This is a genomic window from Archangium sp., assembly GCF_036277355.1.
GTDB lineage: Bacteria > Myxococcota > Myxococcia > Myxococcales > Myxococcaceae > Archangium.
Window position 1 is genome coordinate 190,617 of the sequence record NZ_DASUNC010000146.1, and the last position, 15,746, is coordinate 206,362.

Annotated in this window: 13 protein-coding genes and 1 tRNA gene; 7 read left to right on the forward strand and 7 right to left on the reverse strand. The window is 66.4% G+C overall.

What is annotated here, in order from left to right; genetic code table 11:
* The first annotated feature begins 10 nt into the window (after positions 1 to 10).
* Positions 11 to 484 carry a hypothetical protein gene (locus VFZ09_RS36120; protein WP_329732309.1) on the forward strand — a complete coding sequence of 158 codons (474 nt, stop codon included), beginning with the start codon at positions 11 to 13 and terminating at the stop codon, positions 482 to 484.
* A 508-nt stretch (positions 485 to 992) separates the two neighbouring features.
* Here the strand turns inward: VFZ09_RS36120 and VFZ09_RS36125 are convergent.
* Both VFZ09_RS36125 and VFZ09_RS36130 read right to left on the reverse strand, forming a co-directional pair.
* The gene (locus tag VFZ09_RS36125) at positions 993 to 1,283 is read right to left on the reverse strand and encodes a hypothetical protein (RefSeq protein ID WP_329732310.1); all 291 of its coding nucleotides are present in this window, start codon (positions 1,281 to 1,283) and stop codon (positions 993 to 995) included.
* A 68-nt stretch (positions 1,284 to 1,351) separates the two neighbouring features.
* The gene (locus VFZ09_RS36130; protein ID WP_329732311.1) at positions 1,352 to 1,780 is read right to left on the reverse strand and encodes a hypothetical protein; all 429 of its coding nucleotides are present in this window, start codon (positions 1,778 to 1,780) and stop codon (positions 1,352 to 1,354) included.
* A 271-nt stretch (positions 1,781 to 2,051) separates the two neighbouring features.
* Here VFZ09_RS36130 and VFZ09_RS36135 point away from each other — a divergent pair, with 271 nt between their 5' ends.
* Together VFZ09_RS36135 and VFZ09_RS36140 are read left to right on the forward strand one after the other, a co-directional pair.
* Positions 2,052 to 3,536 carry a DNA sulfur modification protein DndB gene (locus VFZ09_RS36135; protein WP_329732312.1) on the forward strand — a complete coding sequence of 495 codons (1,485 nt, stop codon included), beginning with the start codon at positions 2,052 to 2,054 and terminating at the stop codon, positions 3,534 to 3,536.
* Positions 3,537 to 3,750: 214 nt separating this feature from the next.
* Positions 3,751 to 3,897 carry a hypothetical protein gene (locus VFZ09_RS36140; protein ID WP_329732313.1) on the forward strand — a complete coding sequence of 49 codons (147 nt, stop codon included), beginning with the start codon at positions 3,751 to 3,753 and terminating at the stop codon, positions 3,895 to 3,897.
* 157 nt (positions 3,898 to 4,054) lie between these two features.
* Here the strand turns inward: VFZ09_RS36140 and VFZ09_RS36145 are convergent, their stop codons facing one another.
* Both VFZ09_RS36145 and VFZ09_RS36150 read right to left on the reverse strand, forming a co-directional pair.
* On the reverse strand, positions 4,055 to 4,279 hold the full coding sequence (locus VFZ09_RS36145; RefSeq protein ID WP_329732314.1) for a DUF2283 domain-containing protein: 225 nt from the start codon (positions 4,277 to 4,279) through the stop codon (positions 4,055 to 4,057).
* Positions 4,279 to 5,595, reverse strand: a complete 1,317-nt coding sequence (locus VFZ09_RS36150; protein ID WP_329732315.1) for a hypothetical protein — start codon at positions 5,593 to 5,595, stop codon at positions 4,279 to 4,281. Before VFZ09_RS36150 ends, VFZ09_RS36145 begins: the two co-directional genes overlap by 1 nt.
* 456 nt (positions 5,596 to 6,051) lie before the next feature.
* Between VFZ09_RS36150 and VFZ09_RS36155 the strand changes: the two genes are divergently transcribed.
* Positions 6,052 to 6,125: transfer RNA gene (locus tag VFZ09_RS36155), tRNA-Arg, on the forward strand.
* A gap of 190 nt (positions 6,126 to 6,315) precedes the next feature.
* Here the strand turns inward: VFZ09_RS36155 and adhP are convergent.
* Positions 6,316 to 7,338, reverse strand: a complete 1,023-nt coding sequence (gene adhP / locus VFZ09_RS36160; RefSeq protein WP_329732316.1) for an alcohol dehydrogenase AdhP — start codon at positions 7,336 to 7,338, stop codon at positions 6,316 to 6,318.
* 640 nt (positions 7,339 to 7,978) lie between these two features.
* On the opposite strand from adhP, the gene VFZ09_RS36165 reads away from it, so the two are divergent.
* Positions 7,979 to 8,737 carry a hypothetical protein gene (locus VFZ09_RS36165; protein ID WP_329732317.1) on the forward strand — a complete coding sequence of 253 codons (759 nt, stop codon included), beginning with the start codon at positions 7,979 to 7,981 and terminating at the stop codon, positions 8,735 to 8,737.
* A 68-nt stretch (positions 8,738 to 8,805) separates the two neighbouring features.
* Positions 8,806 to 9,645 carry a DUF3396 domain-containing protein gene (locus VFZ09_RS36170; RefSeq protein ID WP_329732318.1) on the forward strand — a complete coding sequence of 280 codons (840 nt, stop codon included), beginning with the start codon at positions 8,806 to 8,808 and terminating at the stop codon, positions 9,643 to 9,645.
* A 120-nt stretch (positions 9,646 to 9,765) separates the two neighbouring features.
* Here VFZ09_RS36170 and VFZ09_RS36175 read toward each other — a convergent pair whose 3' ends face one another.
* Positions 9,766 to 10,980 (reverse strand): hypothetical protein, encoded by a 1,215-nt coding sequence (locus VFZ09_RS36175; protein WP_329732319.1) that lies wholly within the window; start codon positions 10,978 to 10,980, stop codon positions 9,766 to 9,768.
* 146 nt (positions 10,981 to 11,126) lie between these two features.
* Here VFZ09_RS36175 and VFZ09_RS36180 point away from each other — a divergent pair, with 146 nt between their 5' ends.
* Positions 11,127 to 11,351, forward strand: coding sequence for a hypothetical protein (locus tag VFZ09_RS36180; protein ID WP_329732320.1), 225 nt, complete (start codon positions 11,127 to 11,129; stop codon positions 11,349 to 11,351).
* Between the two features lie 584 nt (positions 11,352 to 11,935).
* Here VFZ09_RS36180 and VFZ09_RS36185 read toward each other — a convergent pair.
* The coding region (locus VFZ09_RS36185; RefSeq protein ID WP_329732321.1) for an amino acid adenylation domain-containing protein at positions 11,936 to 15,746 on the reverse strand (3,811 nt) is incomplete at its 5' end.

Sequence of the window (15,746 nt, forward strand, 5' to 3'; positions counted from 1 at the left end):
AGCACGACGCATGCACCTCTACATTCTTGGACTCGATGAGGGCGAAGCGGACTTCGATCCCATTCAGAACCCGGCCGGGCTTCGCGACGAGCTTTCCGAGGGCTCCCGCTACCTGGACCAAGCATGTCAGCTGCTCGAACTGGTCAACACACAGAAGGGCGCGCGCCTACGTCACATCCTTGAGCACGATCTACTGGAGAGCGAGTCGTTCCACCGGCTGATTCCACTGCTGGACCTCGGTCGCATCGTCGACCTGCTGCAGGGCATCGAGGATGATGTGTCAAAGGTGGCGGACGACCGGTGGCAGCTTCGCCCCGGGCCTGCCGCTGCTGTTCTGGCGAAGGCGCCTGGGCTCGTGGACACGTACGAGGACAAAGAGGGCCGCACCGTTCAGACGCTGTCGAACACCATGAACGCGGTGCTTGCCTTGCGGCAGTTCCTCATCGACGCCCTCGTACGAGGGCTCGAGGTCGCCATCGACTGAGTAGTGGGAGAGAGTGCAGGCCTGGGCCTGGTCCTCAACCACGACACCATCCGAGGGCTCGACGTGGCGTCGGGCTTGGGTATGGTCAGTGGTGAACGGCGTGCGACCTCGTCACCGCGTCAGCCTTCCGGGCTGTTCGCCGTCGTTGCATAAGGCGGGTCGCCTGCTATAAGTCCTCCCCGCAGTCTTGGTCCCGTAGCTCAGTTGGATAGAGCGGCGGTTTCCTAACCCTTGAAGGGCCGCTCGGCCCTCGGGTGGAGCCGGGTAAACCTCCGAGACTACTGGACGCTGGCGTTCATCCACGTTCACCAGCGACCGGCCAATTACGTACAGATTACGTACTGACCGAGCATGGCTGATCTCCTACGGGATCGCGCTGACCGCGAAACTGCCCCAGCTGTCATCCCGCCCGGCTTCAAGCCACCCCGCCAGGGCCTCTAGAAGCCAGGCGGGGGGCGGCGACAAGCGATGCTGGAGGCATCAGCGGGTCAATAGGAATGGAAGAAGGTCAGACCCAGCGCAGGCAGCGGCTGTGCTGGCCATGGATGTCAGTGCTGCGCGATTGCTGACGCTGGTAGCCCAGCTGCTGGCAGATCTTGGCGATGCGGCAGCCCAGCAGCGTGTGCAGAGCATGCACGGGACTGCGTCGGCCTTGGAGTTTTTGCAGGGCAGCGTGGTAGGCGGCGGTGTAGAGCTCGATGAAGCGTTTGATGACGTCATGCGAGTCGAACGACCGGTTCTTGCGTGCGACGTCAAGGATGGCGCGTTTGATGAAGAGCGTCGGGATTTGAGAGGTCATGGTCAATCTTCTGGGCTTGGGAGTTGGGCAGGGGCAGCCTTGCTGGCTGCCAGGACGGGAACGGGGCGTCAGCTGCGGCGGCGGTAGATCTGTTTGTTCTGCGACGACTTTTCGTAGGGGTCGGCCAGTTCGGCCGTGACACGGGTCTTGAAGGCACGGCCGTACGCTGTCGGCTTGATGTTGAGTTGCTGCCATTCCTCCTTGGTGAAGAGGCGGATGGCACCGGGATGGTCGGCGTTGAGGGAGAACGTCTCACCGACGGGCACCATCTGACGAACTCGGCTCATGGCTTCATCGAGGAAGGACATCAAAGCCCCATCCAGGGCATCAACGTCCTCGCCGTTCGAGGTGCTGTCCGTCGGCTGGTAGAGCCCCTCGCGTACGAGTCCTTCGATGACGTAGCGAGCCATCGCCTCCGTCACCCCACCATGTCGTTGCCCTGCTGCATGCAGAGCAGGCAGCACGTCGTCGCTGAGCTGGACTCCAAGGATCACCATAGCGCTTCCTTCCGCTATCGAAGAAGCTCGATAGCGGGAATGTCCCTCGATTTTAGCTATGGGTCAATAGGCATCCGCTATGCGGTCACGACACGTAGCTACGCCAGCATGGTGCAGTAGCGAAGCGGCCGATGTCGGCTGCGGGCCTGCTCACCAGAATAGCCCAGGCGCGATTTTTTTTGTGCCTGGCGCATTTTTATTGGTGCCCGGCTGCTGGAATGGTATCGGTTGTAGCCCTCGAACGCCAGCCTGGCGCTTCATGGATGCGGAGATGAAGATGACTCTCGAAGCTGAAACGACGCTGGGGGACATCGCCGAAGGCGGCAATGTCGTACCCGATCCCATCTCGGTCCTGGTGGGGTACCAATTCGGCCAGAAGACGCTCAACGCGACGCTGCCCTTCTTGAAGTTCTACGAGAACAGCGAGGTGGCCAACGAGCACCGGGTCGCCGAGCGCGGCGAAGATGCGGAGAGCGTGTCGAACCGTCGCCTGGATAAGGAGCATGCAACCCGTATCGCCAAGTACATGCTCAAGGGCCTCGTGATGGCGGTCCAGCGCAAGCTCAAGGCGGCCAGCGACACCTCGTTGGATGATGTGATTGCCGCCGTCCTCCGAGAACTCGGCGAGCAGCCGTACCTGGCGCTTCAGGCGATGACGGTCAACATCCGGGAGTGCGCGCCCGGTGGCACCGACCTACGCGCCAGGCAGCTCGAGAACGGCGCTACGATCCTGTACCTCGGAAGCGGTCAGATTTTCTGGGTTGTGGACGGCCAGCACCGCCGCGAGGCGATGAACATGGTCATCAACGGCTTCTTGCGGCCGGTGACGAGCACGAAGCGCTACCCGAAGAAGGGGCTATATGTGCCGACGAACGGCGAGTTGGTTCTATCTTCCGGCGAGCGGCGGCTCTGGAACTTGGCCCTTGAGGCAGCGCGGAGCAACTGCACCGTGGATGTAACTATCCACCTCGGTCTCGACCCGGTGCAGGAGCGACAGCTCTTCCATGACCTGAACAACCTGGCCAAGACGGTCGAGAAGTCGATTGCCAACTCCTTCGATACTGGCAACCCGGTGAATCTCTTCATCCGGAAGGTCTTGGAGGAAGAAAAGATCCTCAAGGCGCCGCTCGTGGAGCAAGACGCCAATCACATCTGGAACCTGAATAACGGCTCGGTTTCTCGAAAGGACATCGTGCTGGCCTGTAGCCTCCTGTTCGCCGGTCAGACCGATCCGAAGAAGGTGAAACCTGCGGCGGTGAATACTTGCTACGACCTGGGGCGGCGCTTCTGGCGCGCGATTTCGCGTGTCCCCCATTTCGGCGAGCCCGCCTCCAACGACAAGACCGTGCTGGCGCAACCGGTGGTGATCAAGGCTCTGGCGCAGCTCGTGTACACCTTCAATGCTTCGCGCGAGGAGAACTCGATGCACCTTGAGACGTTCCTGAGCGCACTTGAGAAGCACCAGATCGACTTCACACATACGAATCCGATGTGGCGGATTTTCGAGGAGCCGACCTCCAAGCGAGAGGAACTGTGCCCGGGCATCTCCGACGCCATCACGCCAGAGACGGCAGGTTTCAACCTGACGATCGGCAGCTGGGACTCGGTGAAGCAAGTGATGCGGTTCAGCACCAACAGCCGCGACGTGCAGCGGCACTTGGGTGACGTTATCCGCTGGAAGCTGGGCCTGCCGAAGCGCCCTGCGCTGGTGAAGGTGCAGCAGGAGACCATGAAGAAGGTCTCCACTGCCGCCTAAGCCCAGAGCCCAAGGGCGGGTAGTGCACACGTAGTCTGGTGGTCTCAGGAAAGAACTTCGGCCGGCCCGGGCGCTCCCCCGGAACCGGCCGATAGCACGCGCAAGGAGCGCGTTAACAACTACGGTATGGCTACCGGTAGCGTTAACGCGATGCCCTCCTTGTGTCAACAAGGTGGAGGTGGCTCCTCCGCCAACCAAGGAAGGAGGTGTTCGCGTGACTCACAAGCCTGTGCTGTGCCCGACGTGCGGGTGCGGTTTCGTCCGCAGCTACGTGCACTACCGGACTGGGAAGGTCATGGACGCCCAGAAGTACGGTTACCGTGCATGGCCCTTCGGGTGCCGCTGCCGCCGTAAGAAGTAGAAGGTAGCAGAGTGAGGGCTGCCCCGTTCGTGCGCGGGGCGGCCTTCACGCTTTTTCGATCCAACCTGCTGGGTCATTTTCATTCCCCCGACCAGTAGAGCCCACCACTGGGTGCTCAGCTCAAGGCGGGGCCATGCGCGTCATCATCGGCAGGGCATCACGCCAGGAACTCGATCCCGACCAGGACTCCATCCTGGTCGAAGTCGAGCACCACATCGGGGCCCGTGTAGGACCCCATGAGTTCGGCCAGCCTGATCGATTTCGACATCTTGCAGGTCTCACCGGGGTGACTCGGGAGGCGCAAATAGGCCACGTCCTGATCGTCTTCGGAGACTCGCAGCTCGAAGCGCCCGAGCTTCTTCTTGGAATCCGTCTGCCCCATTACGGCCTCCACTGCAAAACGGTCTTCAGCTTCAATACACCATCCCTGAGCTGATAGACGACCGCACCACCTCGGCCAAAGCCAGGAACGATGACGCGGTCCGCGTGGGCCGTGTCCCGAATGGTTCCGGGCGGAAGCCCCGACTTCTCGATCTGTCGGCCGAACTCCTGCAAGGCAGCGCGAGCATCCTGCACGCTCGAGAAACCAGCCCGTTCAACCGCACGTTCCGCCGCGTGCGGCATGTTGCTGTTGACCACCTTGTCAACGTGGATATCCGACGCGCCTCCTGTCAACTCGCCCGTGACATGGCCGTTGCCTCGGCCATCTCCGGCCGACATCGCGACCGCGTTGGGGGCGAGGGTGATAGTGACGGCCTCGGCACTCACGGCAACCGTCTCGACTTCCCCCACTGCCGCGAGGCGGAGGCCCACCTGCATCTCCGCCTGCGCCGCCGCCTGCATCGCACCGGGCAGCGTCGGCACCTTCGCCGCCAACCCCGTCGCCGTGTTGCCGAGCGCCACCGTGGCCAGCATGGCGAACGCACGCGCCGCGTTGCGGCCCATGACCTTCCCGTACCGCTCCCCGGCCTCGCGCAGCTCGTTGAACGTGGCGGCCCGATCCGCCTCGTCCATCAGCCGCTTGAAGCCCACGACGAGGCCCCAGAAGGTGTCGACGCCCACGTAGGAGATGAGGGTGGCGGTCATCACCGCCGCGAGACCCTTCGAGACCGTCACGTCGGGAATCGAGATGAGGAGCATGTACGTGGTCCAGGTCCAGAGAACCGCCGCCACCATGGCGTGGGGGTCGGCCATGTCCTTGAACGCCTCCAGCATCTCGTCGAGCACGGCGCCCTTGGCAAGGGCCAGGGCCAGGGCGAAACGGCCGTCCCCGTTGACGATGGGGCTCTCCGTCAGCAGGCGGAGACAGTCTCCGGGCCTGCCGGTGCGCTCGCACCAGCGCAGGTAGTCGCGCGTCAACTCCACCTCCGCCGTCGGTGGTGCCTCCTCCAGATGTTCGTCCGGCCCGAGTGGAGTGACGCGGCGGCTGCGCGTCTCGTACGTGTACGAACCACTCCGCGCCTCGATCTCGAACAACTTCCGGGCGGCCTCCTGGGGCCGAGCGGAGGGCCGAATCTCCCAGGCACGCTTCGCCACGGCCTCCTTGAACTCGTCGCCGTTCAACCTCACCGGCTCGGCACCGGAGCGTGGGGTGAAAACGAGAGTGTCGGCCTGGCCCGTGTCCAGGCGCACGACCCGAGAAGCGGTAGCACACCCGGCGAGGAGCACCAGCAGCGCCGCCGTCCAGCCCAGCTTCATGGGAATTCCCCCTGATGATGGCAACACCCTGATGGGTAGCCAGTCCGAAGGTGTACCCTATTGGTCTGACAACTCCCGGTGTCCGCCGCTCTCGGCGGCGTCAATCGAGGGGCTCATCAAGAGCGCCCCGTGCTTCGGCATAAGGACCTTGGCGGTCATCCCCGCTGACGTCCTGGCTGGTTGGGCCCACTGGGCGAGGTAGGTCCGCATGTTGCGCCGGTATCGCTCCGTGCGGCCCTCGGCCTCGAGGTGGGCGAGGAAGCGGCCTACCAGCTCGGCCTCCATGAAGACCGCCTCGTCGGCGGCCTTCCGGGCGGCCTGGCTCTTTGTCAGGTAGGCGTCAGGGGCACGCTCGAACGGTGCTGGCCTGGCGGGAGCTTCCCCATGTCAGCCATCCGAGCTGTTCGCCGTCGTTGCATCGGACGGGTTGCCTGCTGTAAACCCCGTCTCACCCACGGTCCCGTAGCTCAGTTGGATAGAGCGGCGGTTTCCTAAACCGCAGGCCGCTGGTTCGATTCCAGCCGGGGCCACTCGCCCTGCTTCCCAAGTCCCTGGAAGCAGGGCTTTTTTCTGCCCGGTGGTGTTCAGCGGCGTTCGGGAACGTGCGCCCACGGGGTTGGCGCGGCTCCATGCCCTCGTGGCCCACGGCGCCCCGGGCGAGCCGCGCTTCCTTCAGAGCCCGTGAGGCGCAGGGCGCGTGAGCGGCTCGTGGGCCGTGCGTCAGAACGAGAGGACCACCCGCCCCTCGAGCTCGCCGGCCTTCATCCGCGCGAAGATGTCGTTGATGGACTCCAGCGGCGCCTGGGTGAAGGTGGTCCGGACCTTGCCCTCCGCCCCGAACTGGAGCGCCTCGGCGAGATCGGCGCGCGAGCCCACGATGGAGCCCCGGATCGTCAACCGCTTGAGCACCACATCGAAGATGGGCGCGGTGAAATCACCCGGAGGCAGACCCACCAGCGCCACCGTGCCTCGCCGACGCACCATGCCCACGGCCTGGGTGAAGGCCTGGGGTGAGACGGCTGTGACGAGCACCCCGTGAGCGCCGCCGAACTCTCTCGCCACCCGCGCCACGGGATCCTCCTGCCGCGCGTTGATGGTGAGCTCGGCTCCCAGACGCCGGGCCAGGGCCAGCTTGGCGTCGGCGACATCCACCGCGGCCACGTGCAGGCCCATGGCCCGGGCGTACTGCACCGCCATGTGGCCCAGCCCCCCGATGCCGGAGATGACGACCCACTGGCCCGGCCGCGCCTCTGTCTCCTTGAGACCCTTGTAGACGGTGACTCCCGCGCAGAGCAGGGGCGCTCCCTCGGCGAAACCCAATCCCTTCGGCAGGTGGCCCACGTACTGGGCATCGGCCAGGATGTACTCGGCATAGCCCCCGTTGACGGAGTAGCCGGTGTTCTTCTGCTCCGGGCACACCGTCTCCCAGCCGGTGACGCAATACTCGCAGTGCCCGCACGCCGTGTAGAGCCAGGGCACCCCCACCCGGTCCCCTTCGCGCACCGCCCGTACGCCGGGCCCCACCGCTGCCACCGTCCCCGTCCCCTCGTGCCCTGGAATGAAGGGCAGGGTGGGTTTGGCCGGCCAGTCACCCTGAGCCGCATGCAGGTCCGTATGGCACACGCCGCAGGCGGCCACCTTGAGGAGGGCCTGCCCCGGACCGGGCCTCGCAATGGGGACTGCTTCAATGGCCAGGGGCTGACCGAACGCGTGGACGACTGCGGCCTTCATGGTGTCGGGCATGGCATACCTCCCCTTCTCCATGACTGGGACTGATCCACACGTCGGGCAACGTCCCCCAGGAGCAACGTGCGGGGTGCCGAGCGGCCCGCTGGCCGCGCTCCTACCGCATTGAAGTGCGCTCCTGAGATGGAACCGAACGAAATCCGAGTCGCCCGAGGAGGCCTCTCATGCCCGCCCGGCGCCGGCATCTCCAGCCCGCCCTCTTGCACCGTGGGGAACGGACGGCTCGGGCGCGACGGCTTGGGCGAGTCATGTGAGACGGGCTGCCGGAACCCTGCACACAGCTGTCCTGGATGCGGACACTCCCCCATGGCCGCACGGAGCCTGGATAAGTAGCCGGAATTCCTGGGACCTGCTTCGTGGATGTCAAAGCAGTTGACAAACGGGGCCGTAAACAGTGGAGCAGCCTGACTCCAGAGGTCATACTGACCCACCCATCAAGTCCTTGAATAGCAGGGCGCAGGTTCAATCCCACGAAGCTGGTTTCCGGGCCCAACTCTTGCAATCGCGCTTCCTGGAAGTCTCTGGATTCCAGTCGAGCATGGAAAGGGTCGGCCATCCGGCCCGGGAGCCAACCCGGATGTCTGCAAGATTCAGGTGTTACTGGAAGAGCACCTGCAAGCCAGCAACACCCCGGGCCATGTTCGTGTGGGGTGCATTGCTGTACGCACTGTGTATCGCCCCGAGCACTTACGGGTTCGACACGACGAAGACCTGCAAGGACCCAGCGACGTGTGCCGTTGTTGCTGGAAAGGATTTCGAGACCGTGCGGCAGGTGGGGACCGCGGTGGCCTCCACCGCGGCCCTGATGAAGCTGTTCGAGGAACAGCAGCCATCCATTGAAAAGAAGTTGGAGGAGTGCGCCAACCGGGCCCGTGCGGACGTGCTCGCCCGTCATCGAGGCCAATTCAAGAAGGAGACCCCTGACTCCGAGGAGTGCCGCCAGACGACCAGGGCTGACACGGGCCGGAAGATGACCTGGGCGCAGCGGCTCGGCGAGGAGATGCACAAGGCCGCCAGGGATTGCGCCGACCTGGAATTGGGGGCGCTCCGGAAGGGACGCTACAGCCTGGAACAGCGCTACCGCATCGTCGACCCCAAGACGGGGGAGAAGAAGCTCGTCAGCACGGAGGACGAAGAAGCCCTCGTGAACACGGGCAATGGCGCGGAGTTGAAAGGAACCGTCAAGCCGGACGTCGTCATTCACGAGGGAGATCCCCTCCATGCTCAAGCCGTCTATGACTTCAAATTCCCCTGCGGAGAAAAGGGCAAGCCGCCGGACTGGTCGCGGTACCCCGAGGACCATCCCTTTGCAGGACAATACCAAAACACCATCTACGAAAGATACATCGCGCCTTTCGTCGCGCGCATCGTCCCCTGGCTGGGAGTTCTCGAATGAACCCCCATTACCCCAGAGTCCGCATTCACGCCAGGAATGGCTATCTCCTGATCAGAGAGGGGCTGAGCATGACCTTCTACATGCGCCACTCTCACGCGGAGATCTCGCGAGCCGTCAGCCAGTCACTCGAGACGTTTCTGCGCGCAGTCGGAGCCGACGCGTTGGGATTGTATGCCGATGAAGCGGGCGACTGGCAGTTGCTGGACGATACGGGCTGGTCTGTCATTCGTGACAGGTTGAACCACCCCCGGAGATCATACGCCAAACTGACCGACACGTCGGACGTTGAAGACCGCTATCGATTCACCTACGAAGGCAGGTGGCTGGACCCTTCCTTCCTGGAAACCGAGCCGGATGCAACTTCCGCGGTATCCTTCTGGCTGCCCACGGAATATCTCGAGGAACACGGCCCCGAGCGGGTCCGGAACATGGCGATCGAGATCGCATCGGCATTACCCTTCTGCTCTGGCAATGCCGGCCTCTCGTTCAATTGCGACCTGGGATTGATGGGGGTAGCCCGGGAGGTCCGCAAACTCTGGATGCGTTACCCTGGTATGGACCTCCCCCTCCTGCATTGGAACTCATTGCGAATGGGTTCGCGAGTCCGCGGGCCGTCGTGGCTGACGTTCCTTGGCCAGCCGGTACTCGGTGAGCTGGGAGGCACGGTGGGATTGCAAGCGCGCCTGCGCTCGCCACGGACAACCGTGCAAGCCCTGGAGGGAAACCGCGGCGTGGTCACTCTCGGCGCATGGCCTGAAGCAGGCGACACCCAGCAGGGTCAAATCCTGCCGGAGTACCGCGAACTGGCCCATGTGTTGGAGCCATGGCTGTTCAGGCCCCCCCCCACACATGGGGAGAACCTGCCGCCGGATGAGTTCCTTCGCTGGGAGCGCCGCTTTCTCGAGTGAGCCTGCCCCGGTTTTGTGGACACACCTCATCAGTCGGCTACACGGGAGGTAGTGTTCATGGAGCGAAGGAAGAGGCGGAGTTTTACCCCGGAGTTCAGGGCCGATGCGGTCCGGCCGCGCTCACGGTCCGCCGGGGATGGCGGTGACGGCGATGGGGTCGCTCGCGTCGACCAGGTTGTCCGAGAGCAGGTGCAGGTGGATGGCATCGCCCTGGAAGAGCCGGCCGGCGATCACCGGGACGACGGTGCTCCCCCGGACCAGGTAGTTCGCTCCCGCGTACTGCCGCGGCAGATCGTTCGCGTCGCTGCTCCAGTACGTCACGGAGGGAACCTCGGGGGGCAGCAGCGCCCGATCCTTGTCCGCGTAGACCAGGATGACTCCGGGGGACACATGCCCGTCCGGGCGGCCCGCCCGCGGGAACAGGTTGACGTTCGGCATCATCCAACTCCCGTCGGCACTGGCGAGCAGCAGTCCTCTGCCCACCGTCGTTCCCGCGAACAGCGTGGACAGGAAGAGGTCCGGCCGTGCGACGCCCGCCCTCTGGCCGTAGAGGACGCTGGAGCTCGGCCAGCGTATCGAGCCCGCCGGGAGCTCGCACTGCGTCTCGCGCACGTTGTCCGAGAGCTGCTGGACCCCGATGCTCTCATCACCGACCTCGAAGAGCTTGGAGATCGTCCTGCACCTGTCGGTGCCGGCGGCCTGACCGAATTCGATCGGGACGAGCACCCAGGCCCCGCCTCCCGTGCGCGGCTGGAGGGAGATGTGCCCGAGGGAGCTGAAGGTCGGGCGCCAGTCCTGGTCCGCCCAGAGCTCGGAGAGGGCGAAGAGCGGCCGGTACCGGAGCGCCGAGAGCGAGGCGCCCTTGGCCCGCTCCGCGACGACGATGCCCAGCCCGAGCGTCCGGTAGGCCACGTACAGGTTCCCACGCTCGTCGAAGACGGAGGAGCCCCGCTCGATGACCTCTTCGCCGGGCCGGGAGAGCCGCCACCATCCGATCCCGGTTCCGGTCCATTCCATCGCCCAGAGCGTGTTGTTGATGACGGCGGTGGCGAACGGCCACCCGCGCTCGTCGAGCACGAGCAGGTCGTCGCCGCGGATGGCTCCGCCCTGGTGCGTGAAGAGGGGGAAGAGCACCGGCCTGGGTGAATCGAGCTTCGAGCGCAGCGTCGCGGGTGATGGCCGGCCCAGGGCAAGCGTGTCGACGGTGACCTCCGTCTGCCGGCTCACCGCGCCGCTCCTCGCGGTGAGCTTCGCCGTCCCCACCGAGAGCGCGTACAGCGTCCGGCCGTCCTCGCCCACCCGCACCACGGCGGGCGCCGAGCTCTCCAGCGTCACCGGGAGGTGCGAGGGGGGGGCCCTTCGCGGAGCCCTCTTCCAGGACGGCCGTGGCGAGCAGCTCGAATGGCCGCACCTCGCCGACCCCGAGCCTCGTCACGGCGGGCGGCAGGGCGAGGGTCGCCGGCTCGGAGCCGTAGAACCGGATGTGGAAGGGGCCCAGCGTCTGGATTCCAGGAGCGAAGACGCCGCTGCTCGGGTCGCGCACCTGCACCCGGCAGCCGACTCCAGGAAAGTCGATGGTGCTCTTTCCGGTGATGACGAGCCGCTCCCGCCCCGGCGAGACGTGCTCCCGGAGCACCTCGACGGAGTGGGTGTACGCCGTGCTCCCGGAGACGGAGTCGGCCGGAGTCGCCCAGGTGAGCTCGTAATCGGTCGCGAGCGAGCCGTCGGCGAGGCGCAGCTCCACCTCGAGCACGAGGGGCTGGCCGATGGGGACGCGGCTCCACTCGTGGGGCTCCGGGGCATGGACCGGGACGATGTTCGGAAGCGGGGCGGGCGCGGGGGGCTCGGGCTCGAGGAGCAGGTCGCAGCCAGCCAGTGCCAGCGAGAGGCAGAGCGGAAGGATGCGGTGGATGAGCGAGGCCATGCGGGCGGACTCCGGGATGGGATGCAGGGCTACGGGAGGGGAGTGAGGAGGGGCGAGCAGAACTCGTTGACCGGCTGCGGGGTGCCCGCCGGATTCAACAGCTCGAGCATCACCTTCGGCTTGCCGGAGCGCTGCACCTTCACGTCCTCGAGCGGCGAGGTGCCATGGGCAGTGACGAGCTCCGAGAGCTGATGCCTCGCGGTAGGTTTCGAGCCCGACTGTATCGAGAGACAGGATTTCCCAGCGTACCATGTTCATGGGAGGCGGATGTTGTCACCTCTGGCGCACTGCTCGGGCGGCCCCCCTCAGCGGCCCTCCTTGGCCCCTTCGCTCCAGCCCGCTCCCTCCACCTGGCCTCTCTCCCGCCTATGCGCTCCTTTGATTCACGGCGGCCCGCTCGTGGGCGCGCTCGAGGGACTCGCGCAGCCGCTCGGCCACGGACTGCACATGGGGCTGCTTCAACAGCTCGAAGTGCGTCCCGGGCACCTCGTGGATGTCCAGCCTGCCCGAGGCGGGCACCAGCACCGCCCAGCCCCGGTCTTCCGTCTGGCCCTCCGCCGCCTGGGCGGCGCGCAGCAGGGTGAGCTGATCGCCCTCGTAGGCGGTGGCCTTGTAGCGCCAGCTGGCTCGCAGGTTGGCCTCGAAGACGTCCCGCAGGGCCCGCACCTGCTCGAGCCCCACGTCCGGCAGGGCGAGGTTGGCCTGGCGGGCCTCCTCCAGGATGACGTGCAGCAGCTCCTCGCGGTCCAGCGTCTTCACCCGCTCCTCGGGCACCTTGAAGCCATTGCCGACGAACTCCTCCACCAGGCCCACGAAGGCCCGCTGGAGGGCCTCTTCCTCGTTCGTCACGTGCGCGGGGCGCCCGTTGGGCACCTGCGAGTCGATGAGCATCAACACCTCCACCTGCTCGCCCTGGCGCAGCAGCTGCTGGGTCATCTCGTAGGCGATGACGCCGCCCATGGACCAGCCGCCGAGCAGGTAGGGCCCGGACGGCTGGAGGGTGCGGATGGCCTCCACGTAGAGGGTTGCCATCTCCTCGATCGTCGTGAGGGGAGGCAGCGAGCCGTCCATGCCGCGTGACTCGAGGGCATAGAGCGGCTGCTTCGGACCCAGCTGACTCGCCAGCTCGGAGTACCCGATGACCGTGCCGCCCACCGGGTGGACGACGAAGAGCGGACGGCGGGGGTCCCCCTTCTCCCAGGGCACCAGCGGCACCAGGGGCGTCCAGGCCCGCTGCTCCCCGCGCAGCAGCTGCGCGAGCTGCTCCACCGTGGGCGCCTGGAAGAGCGTCGCCAGGGGCAGGCCGCGGCCCGTCACCTCGCGCAGCCGGCCCATGAGGCGCACGGCGAGCAGCGAGTGTCCACCCAGCTCGAAGAAGTGGCCGCGCACGCCCACCGGTTGCACCCCCAGCACCTCCTCGAAGACGCGGGCCACCTTCAGCTCCAGCTCGTCCCGAGGCGGGAGGAAGGCCCGCTCGTGCTCCCGGTTCGAGGCCTCCGGCGCCGGCAGCGCCTTGCGATCCAGCTTGCCGTTGGGGGTGAGGGGCAGAGCCTCCAGGGCCACGAAGGCCGAGGGCACCATGTACTCGGGCAGACGCTGCTGGAGGAAGGCGCGCAGGCTGGAGGCGTCTGGCGAGTCGCCGGTGACGTAGGCCACCAGCCGCCTGTCGCCCGGGACGTCCTCGCGCACGAGCGCCACGGCCTGACGCACGGAGGCATGCTGGAGGAGCACGGACTCCACCTCACCGAGCTCGATGCGGAAGCCACGCAGTTTCACCTGCGAGTCGAGGCGGCCGAGGAACTCGAGCGTGCCGTCGGCCAGCCAGCGCACCTTGTCACCGGTGCGGTAGAGGCGGGCTCCGGGCGTGGTGCTGAACGGGTCCGTGATGAAGCGCTCGGACGTCAGCTCCGGACGGTTCAGGTAGCCGAGCGCCAGGCCCTCACCACCGATGAGCAACTCACCCGGAACACCGACGGGCACGGGCCGCAGCGAGGCGTCCACCACGTAGGCCTGGGTGTTGGAGATGGGACGGCCGATGGGCAACGCGGAGACAGGGTGAGGCGGGCACACCCAGGCTGTGCTGTCGATGCAGGCTTCCGTGGGACCGTACTGGTGCACGAGCCGGGCGCTCAGCTTGGAGAGGAAGAGCGCGTGGAGCTCGTGCGTGAGGGGCTCGCCGCCGCAGAAGACGAAGCGCAGGGATTGGCAACGCTCGACGTCCGGCGTCTGCAGGAAGACGGACAGCGGCGCGGGGCCGAAGTGCAGGTGGGTGATTCCGTGGCGCATCACCATCCGCACCAGGTACTCGGGGTCTCTCTGGCCACCGGGACGCGCGAGCACGAGCCGGGCACCGGCCAACAGCGGGGCGAACATCTCCCAGACGGAGATGTCGAAGCTGAAGGAAGCCTTCTGGAGGAAGGCGTCCTGGGGACTCATGGGGAACTCGCGCTGGCGCCAGTGCAGGTGGTTGACGGCGGCGCGGTGGGCCACCTGGACGCCCTTGGGACGGCCCGTGCTGCCTGACGTGTAGATGACGTAGGCGGGGCTGGTGGCCTCGGGCTCGGGCAGGACGGTGCCCTGGGGCGCGGGAGGCAGTGCGTTCAGTGCGTCGAGCGAATCCAACCGCAGGACCTGGGCCCGGGTGGCGGGCAGGGCCTGGAGCAGGGCGGAGCGGGTGACGAGCAGCGTCGCGTCACTGTCCTCGAGCATGAAGGCGAGGCGCTCGGCGGGGTACTCCGGATCCATTGGTACCCAGGCGGCGCCGGCCTCGAGGATGGCCAGGAGCGAGACGAGCATCTCCGGGGAGCGCTCGATGCAGAGGGCGACGAGAGACCCGGGGCCCACGCCGAGCGAGCGCAGGTGCAGGGCCAGGCGCGTGGAGGCCTCGGAGAGCTGGCGGTAGGTGAGAGTACCGGACTCGGAGACGAGGGCGGTGGCCTCGGGTGTGCGCAGCGCCTGGGAGCGGACGAGCGAGTGGAGCGTGGCGTCGCGGGGGAAGTCCGTACGCGTGTCGTTCCACTCGACGAGCACCTGCTGGCGCTCCTCGGGAGGGAGGAGGGGCAGGTCGCGCAGCACGGTGTAGGGACGGGCGGCGATGGCCTCCAGGAGCACCTGGAAGTGACGCATCATGCGCGCGGCGGTGAGCGCGTCGAAGAGGTCGGTGTTGTAGGTGAGGGTGCCGCCGAAGCCCTCCGGGACCTCGTTGAGCGCCAGGGAGAGCTCGAATCTGGCGGTGGTGCTCTCGGGCTCCACGGGGCGCAGGGAGAGGCCTGGGAGCTGGAGCTCCCCCGTCGGGAGGTTCTGCAGGGCGAACATCACCTGGAAGAGAGGCGTGCGGCTCAAGTCGCGAGGAGGACGCAGTTCCTCGACGAGCTTCTCGAAGGGGATGTCCTGGTGGGCGAAGGCACCGAGGGTGGTTTCCCGCACCTGGTGCAGCAGCTCGCGGAAGGAGGAGACACCGGAGAGGCGGGCACGCAGGACGAGGGTGTTGACGAAGAAGCCGATGAGCCCCTCGAGCTCCGCGTGGCGACGGCCGGCGATGGGAGAGCCGACGGAGATGTCGTCCTGGCCGGAGTAGCGGGAGAGGAGGAGCTGGAAGGCGGCCAACAGGGCCATGAAGGGAGTGACGCCTTCGCGCTGGCAGAAGGCCTTGAGCGACTCGGAGAGGGCCTTGGAGAGGTGGACCTCGATGTGTGCGCCGCTATGGCTCTGGACGGAGGGACGAGGCTTGTCGGTGGGCAGCTCGAGGGAGGCGGGAGCCCCGGAGAGCTGCTGGCGCCAGTAGGAGAGCTGCTGCTCGAGGGCGGCGCCTTGCAGCCACTGGCGCTGCCAGACGGCGTAGTCGGCGTACTGCAGGGGCAGCTCGGGGAGTGGCGAGGGCTGGCCGGAGGAGAAGGCCTGGTAGAGAGCGGCCATCTCGCGCACGAAGATGCCCATGGACCACCCGTCGGAGACGATGTGGTGCATGCAGAGGGCGAGGATGTGGAGCCGCTCGTCGAGCTTGAAGAGCGAGGCGTGAAGCAGCGGGCCATGGGCGAGGTCAAAGGGCCGCATGACGGAGTGGAAGGCCAGACGGTGGGCCTCGGCCTGACGCTCGGAGGGAGGCAGGGAGGAGAGGTCCACGAGCGTCAGCGGAAGAGAGGCGTCGGGAGCGATGCGCTGGACGGGCTGACCGGCT

What these genes read in the sequence shown, in the direction of transcription:
- VFZ09_RS36120 (WP_329732309.1), top strand. Translation starts at nt 11, where the DNA reads ATGCACCTCTACATTCTTGGACTCGATGAGGGCGAAGCGGACTTCGAT.
- VFZ09_RS36125 (WP_329732310.1), bottom strand. Translation starts at nt 1,283, where the DNA reads ATGACCTCTCAAATCCCGACGCTCTTCATCAAACGCGCCATCCTTGAC.
- VFZ09_RS36130 (WP_329732311.1), bottom strand. Translation starts at nt 1,780, where the DNA reads ATGGTGATCCTTGGAGTCCAGCTCAGCGACGACGTGCTGCCTGCTCTG.
- VFZ09_RS36135 (WP_329732312.1), top strand. Translation starts at nt 2,052, where the DNA reads ATGAAGATGACTCTCGAAGCTGAAACGACGCTGGGGGACATCGCCGAA.
- VFZ09_RS36145 (WP_329732314.1), bottom strand. Translation starts at nt 4,279, where the DNA reads ATGGGGCAGACGGATTCCAAGAAGAAGCTCGGGCGCTTCGAGCTGCGA.
- VFZ09_RS36150 (WP_329732315.1), bottom strand. Translation starts at nt 5,595, where the DNA reads ATGAAGCTGGGCTGGACGGCGGCGCTGCTGGTGCTCCTCGCCGGGTGT.
- adhP (WP_329732316.1), bottom strand. Translation starts at nt 7,338, where the DNA reads ATGCCCGACACCATGAAGGCCGCAGTCGTCCACGCGTTCGGTCAGCCC.
- VFZ09_RS36165 (WP_329732317.1), top strand. Translation starts at nt 7,979, where the DNA reads ATGTTCGTGTGGGGTGCATTGCTGTACGCACTGTGTATCGCCCCGAGC.
- VFZ09_RS36170 (WP_329732318.1), top strand. Translation starts at nt 8,806, where the DNA reads ATGACCTTCTACATGCGCCACTCTCACGCGGAGATCTCGCGAGCCGTC.
- VFZ09_RS36180 (WP_329732320.1), top strand. Translation starts at nt 11,127, where the DNA reads ATGTGGAAGGGGCCCAGCGTCTGGATTCCAGGAGCGAAGACGCCGCTG.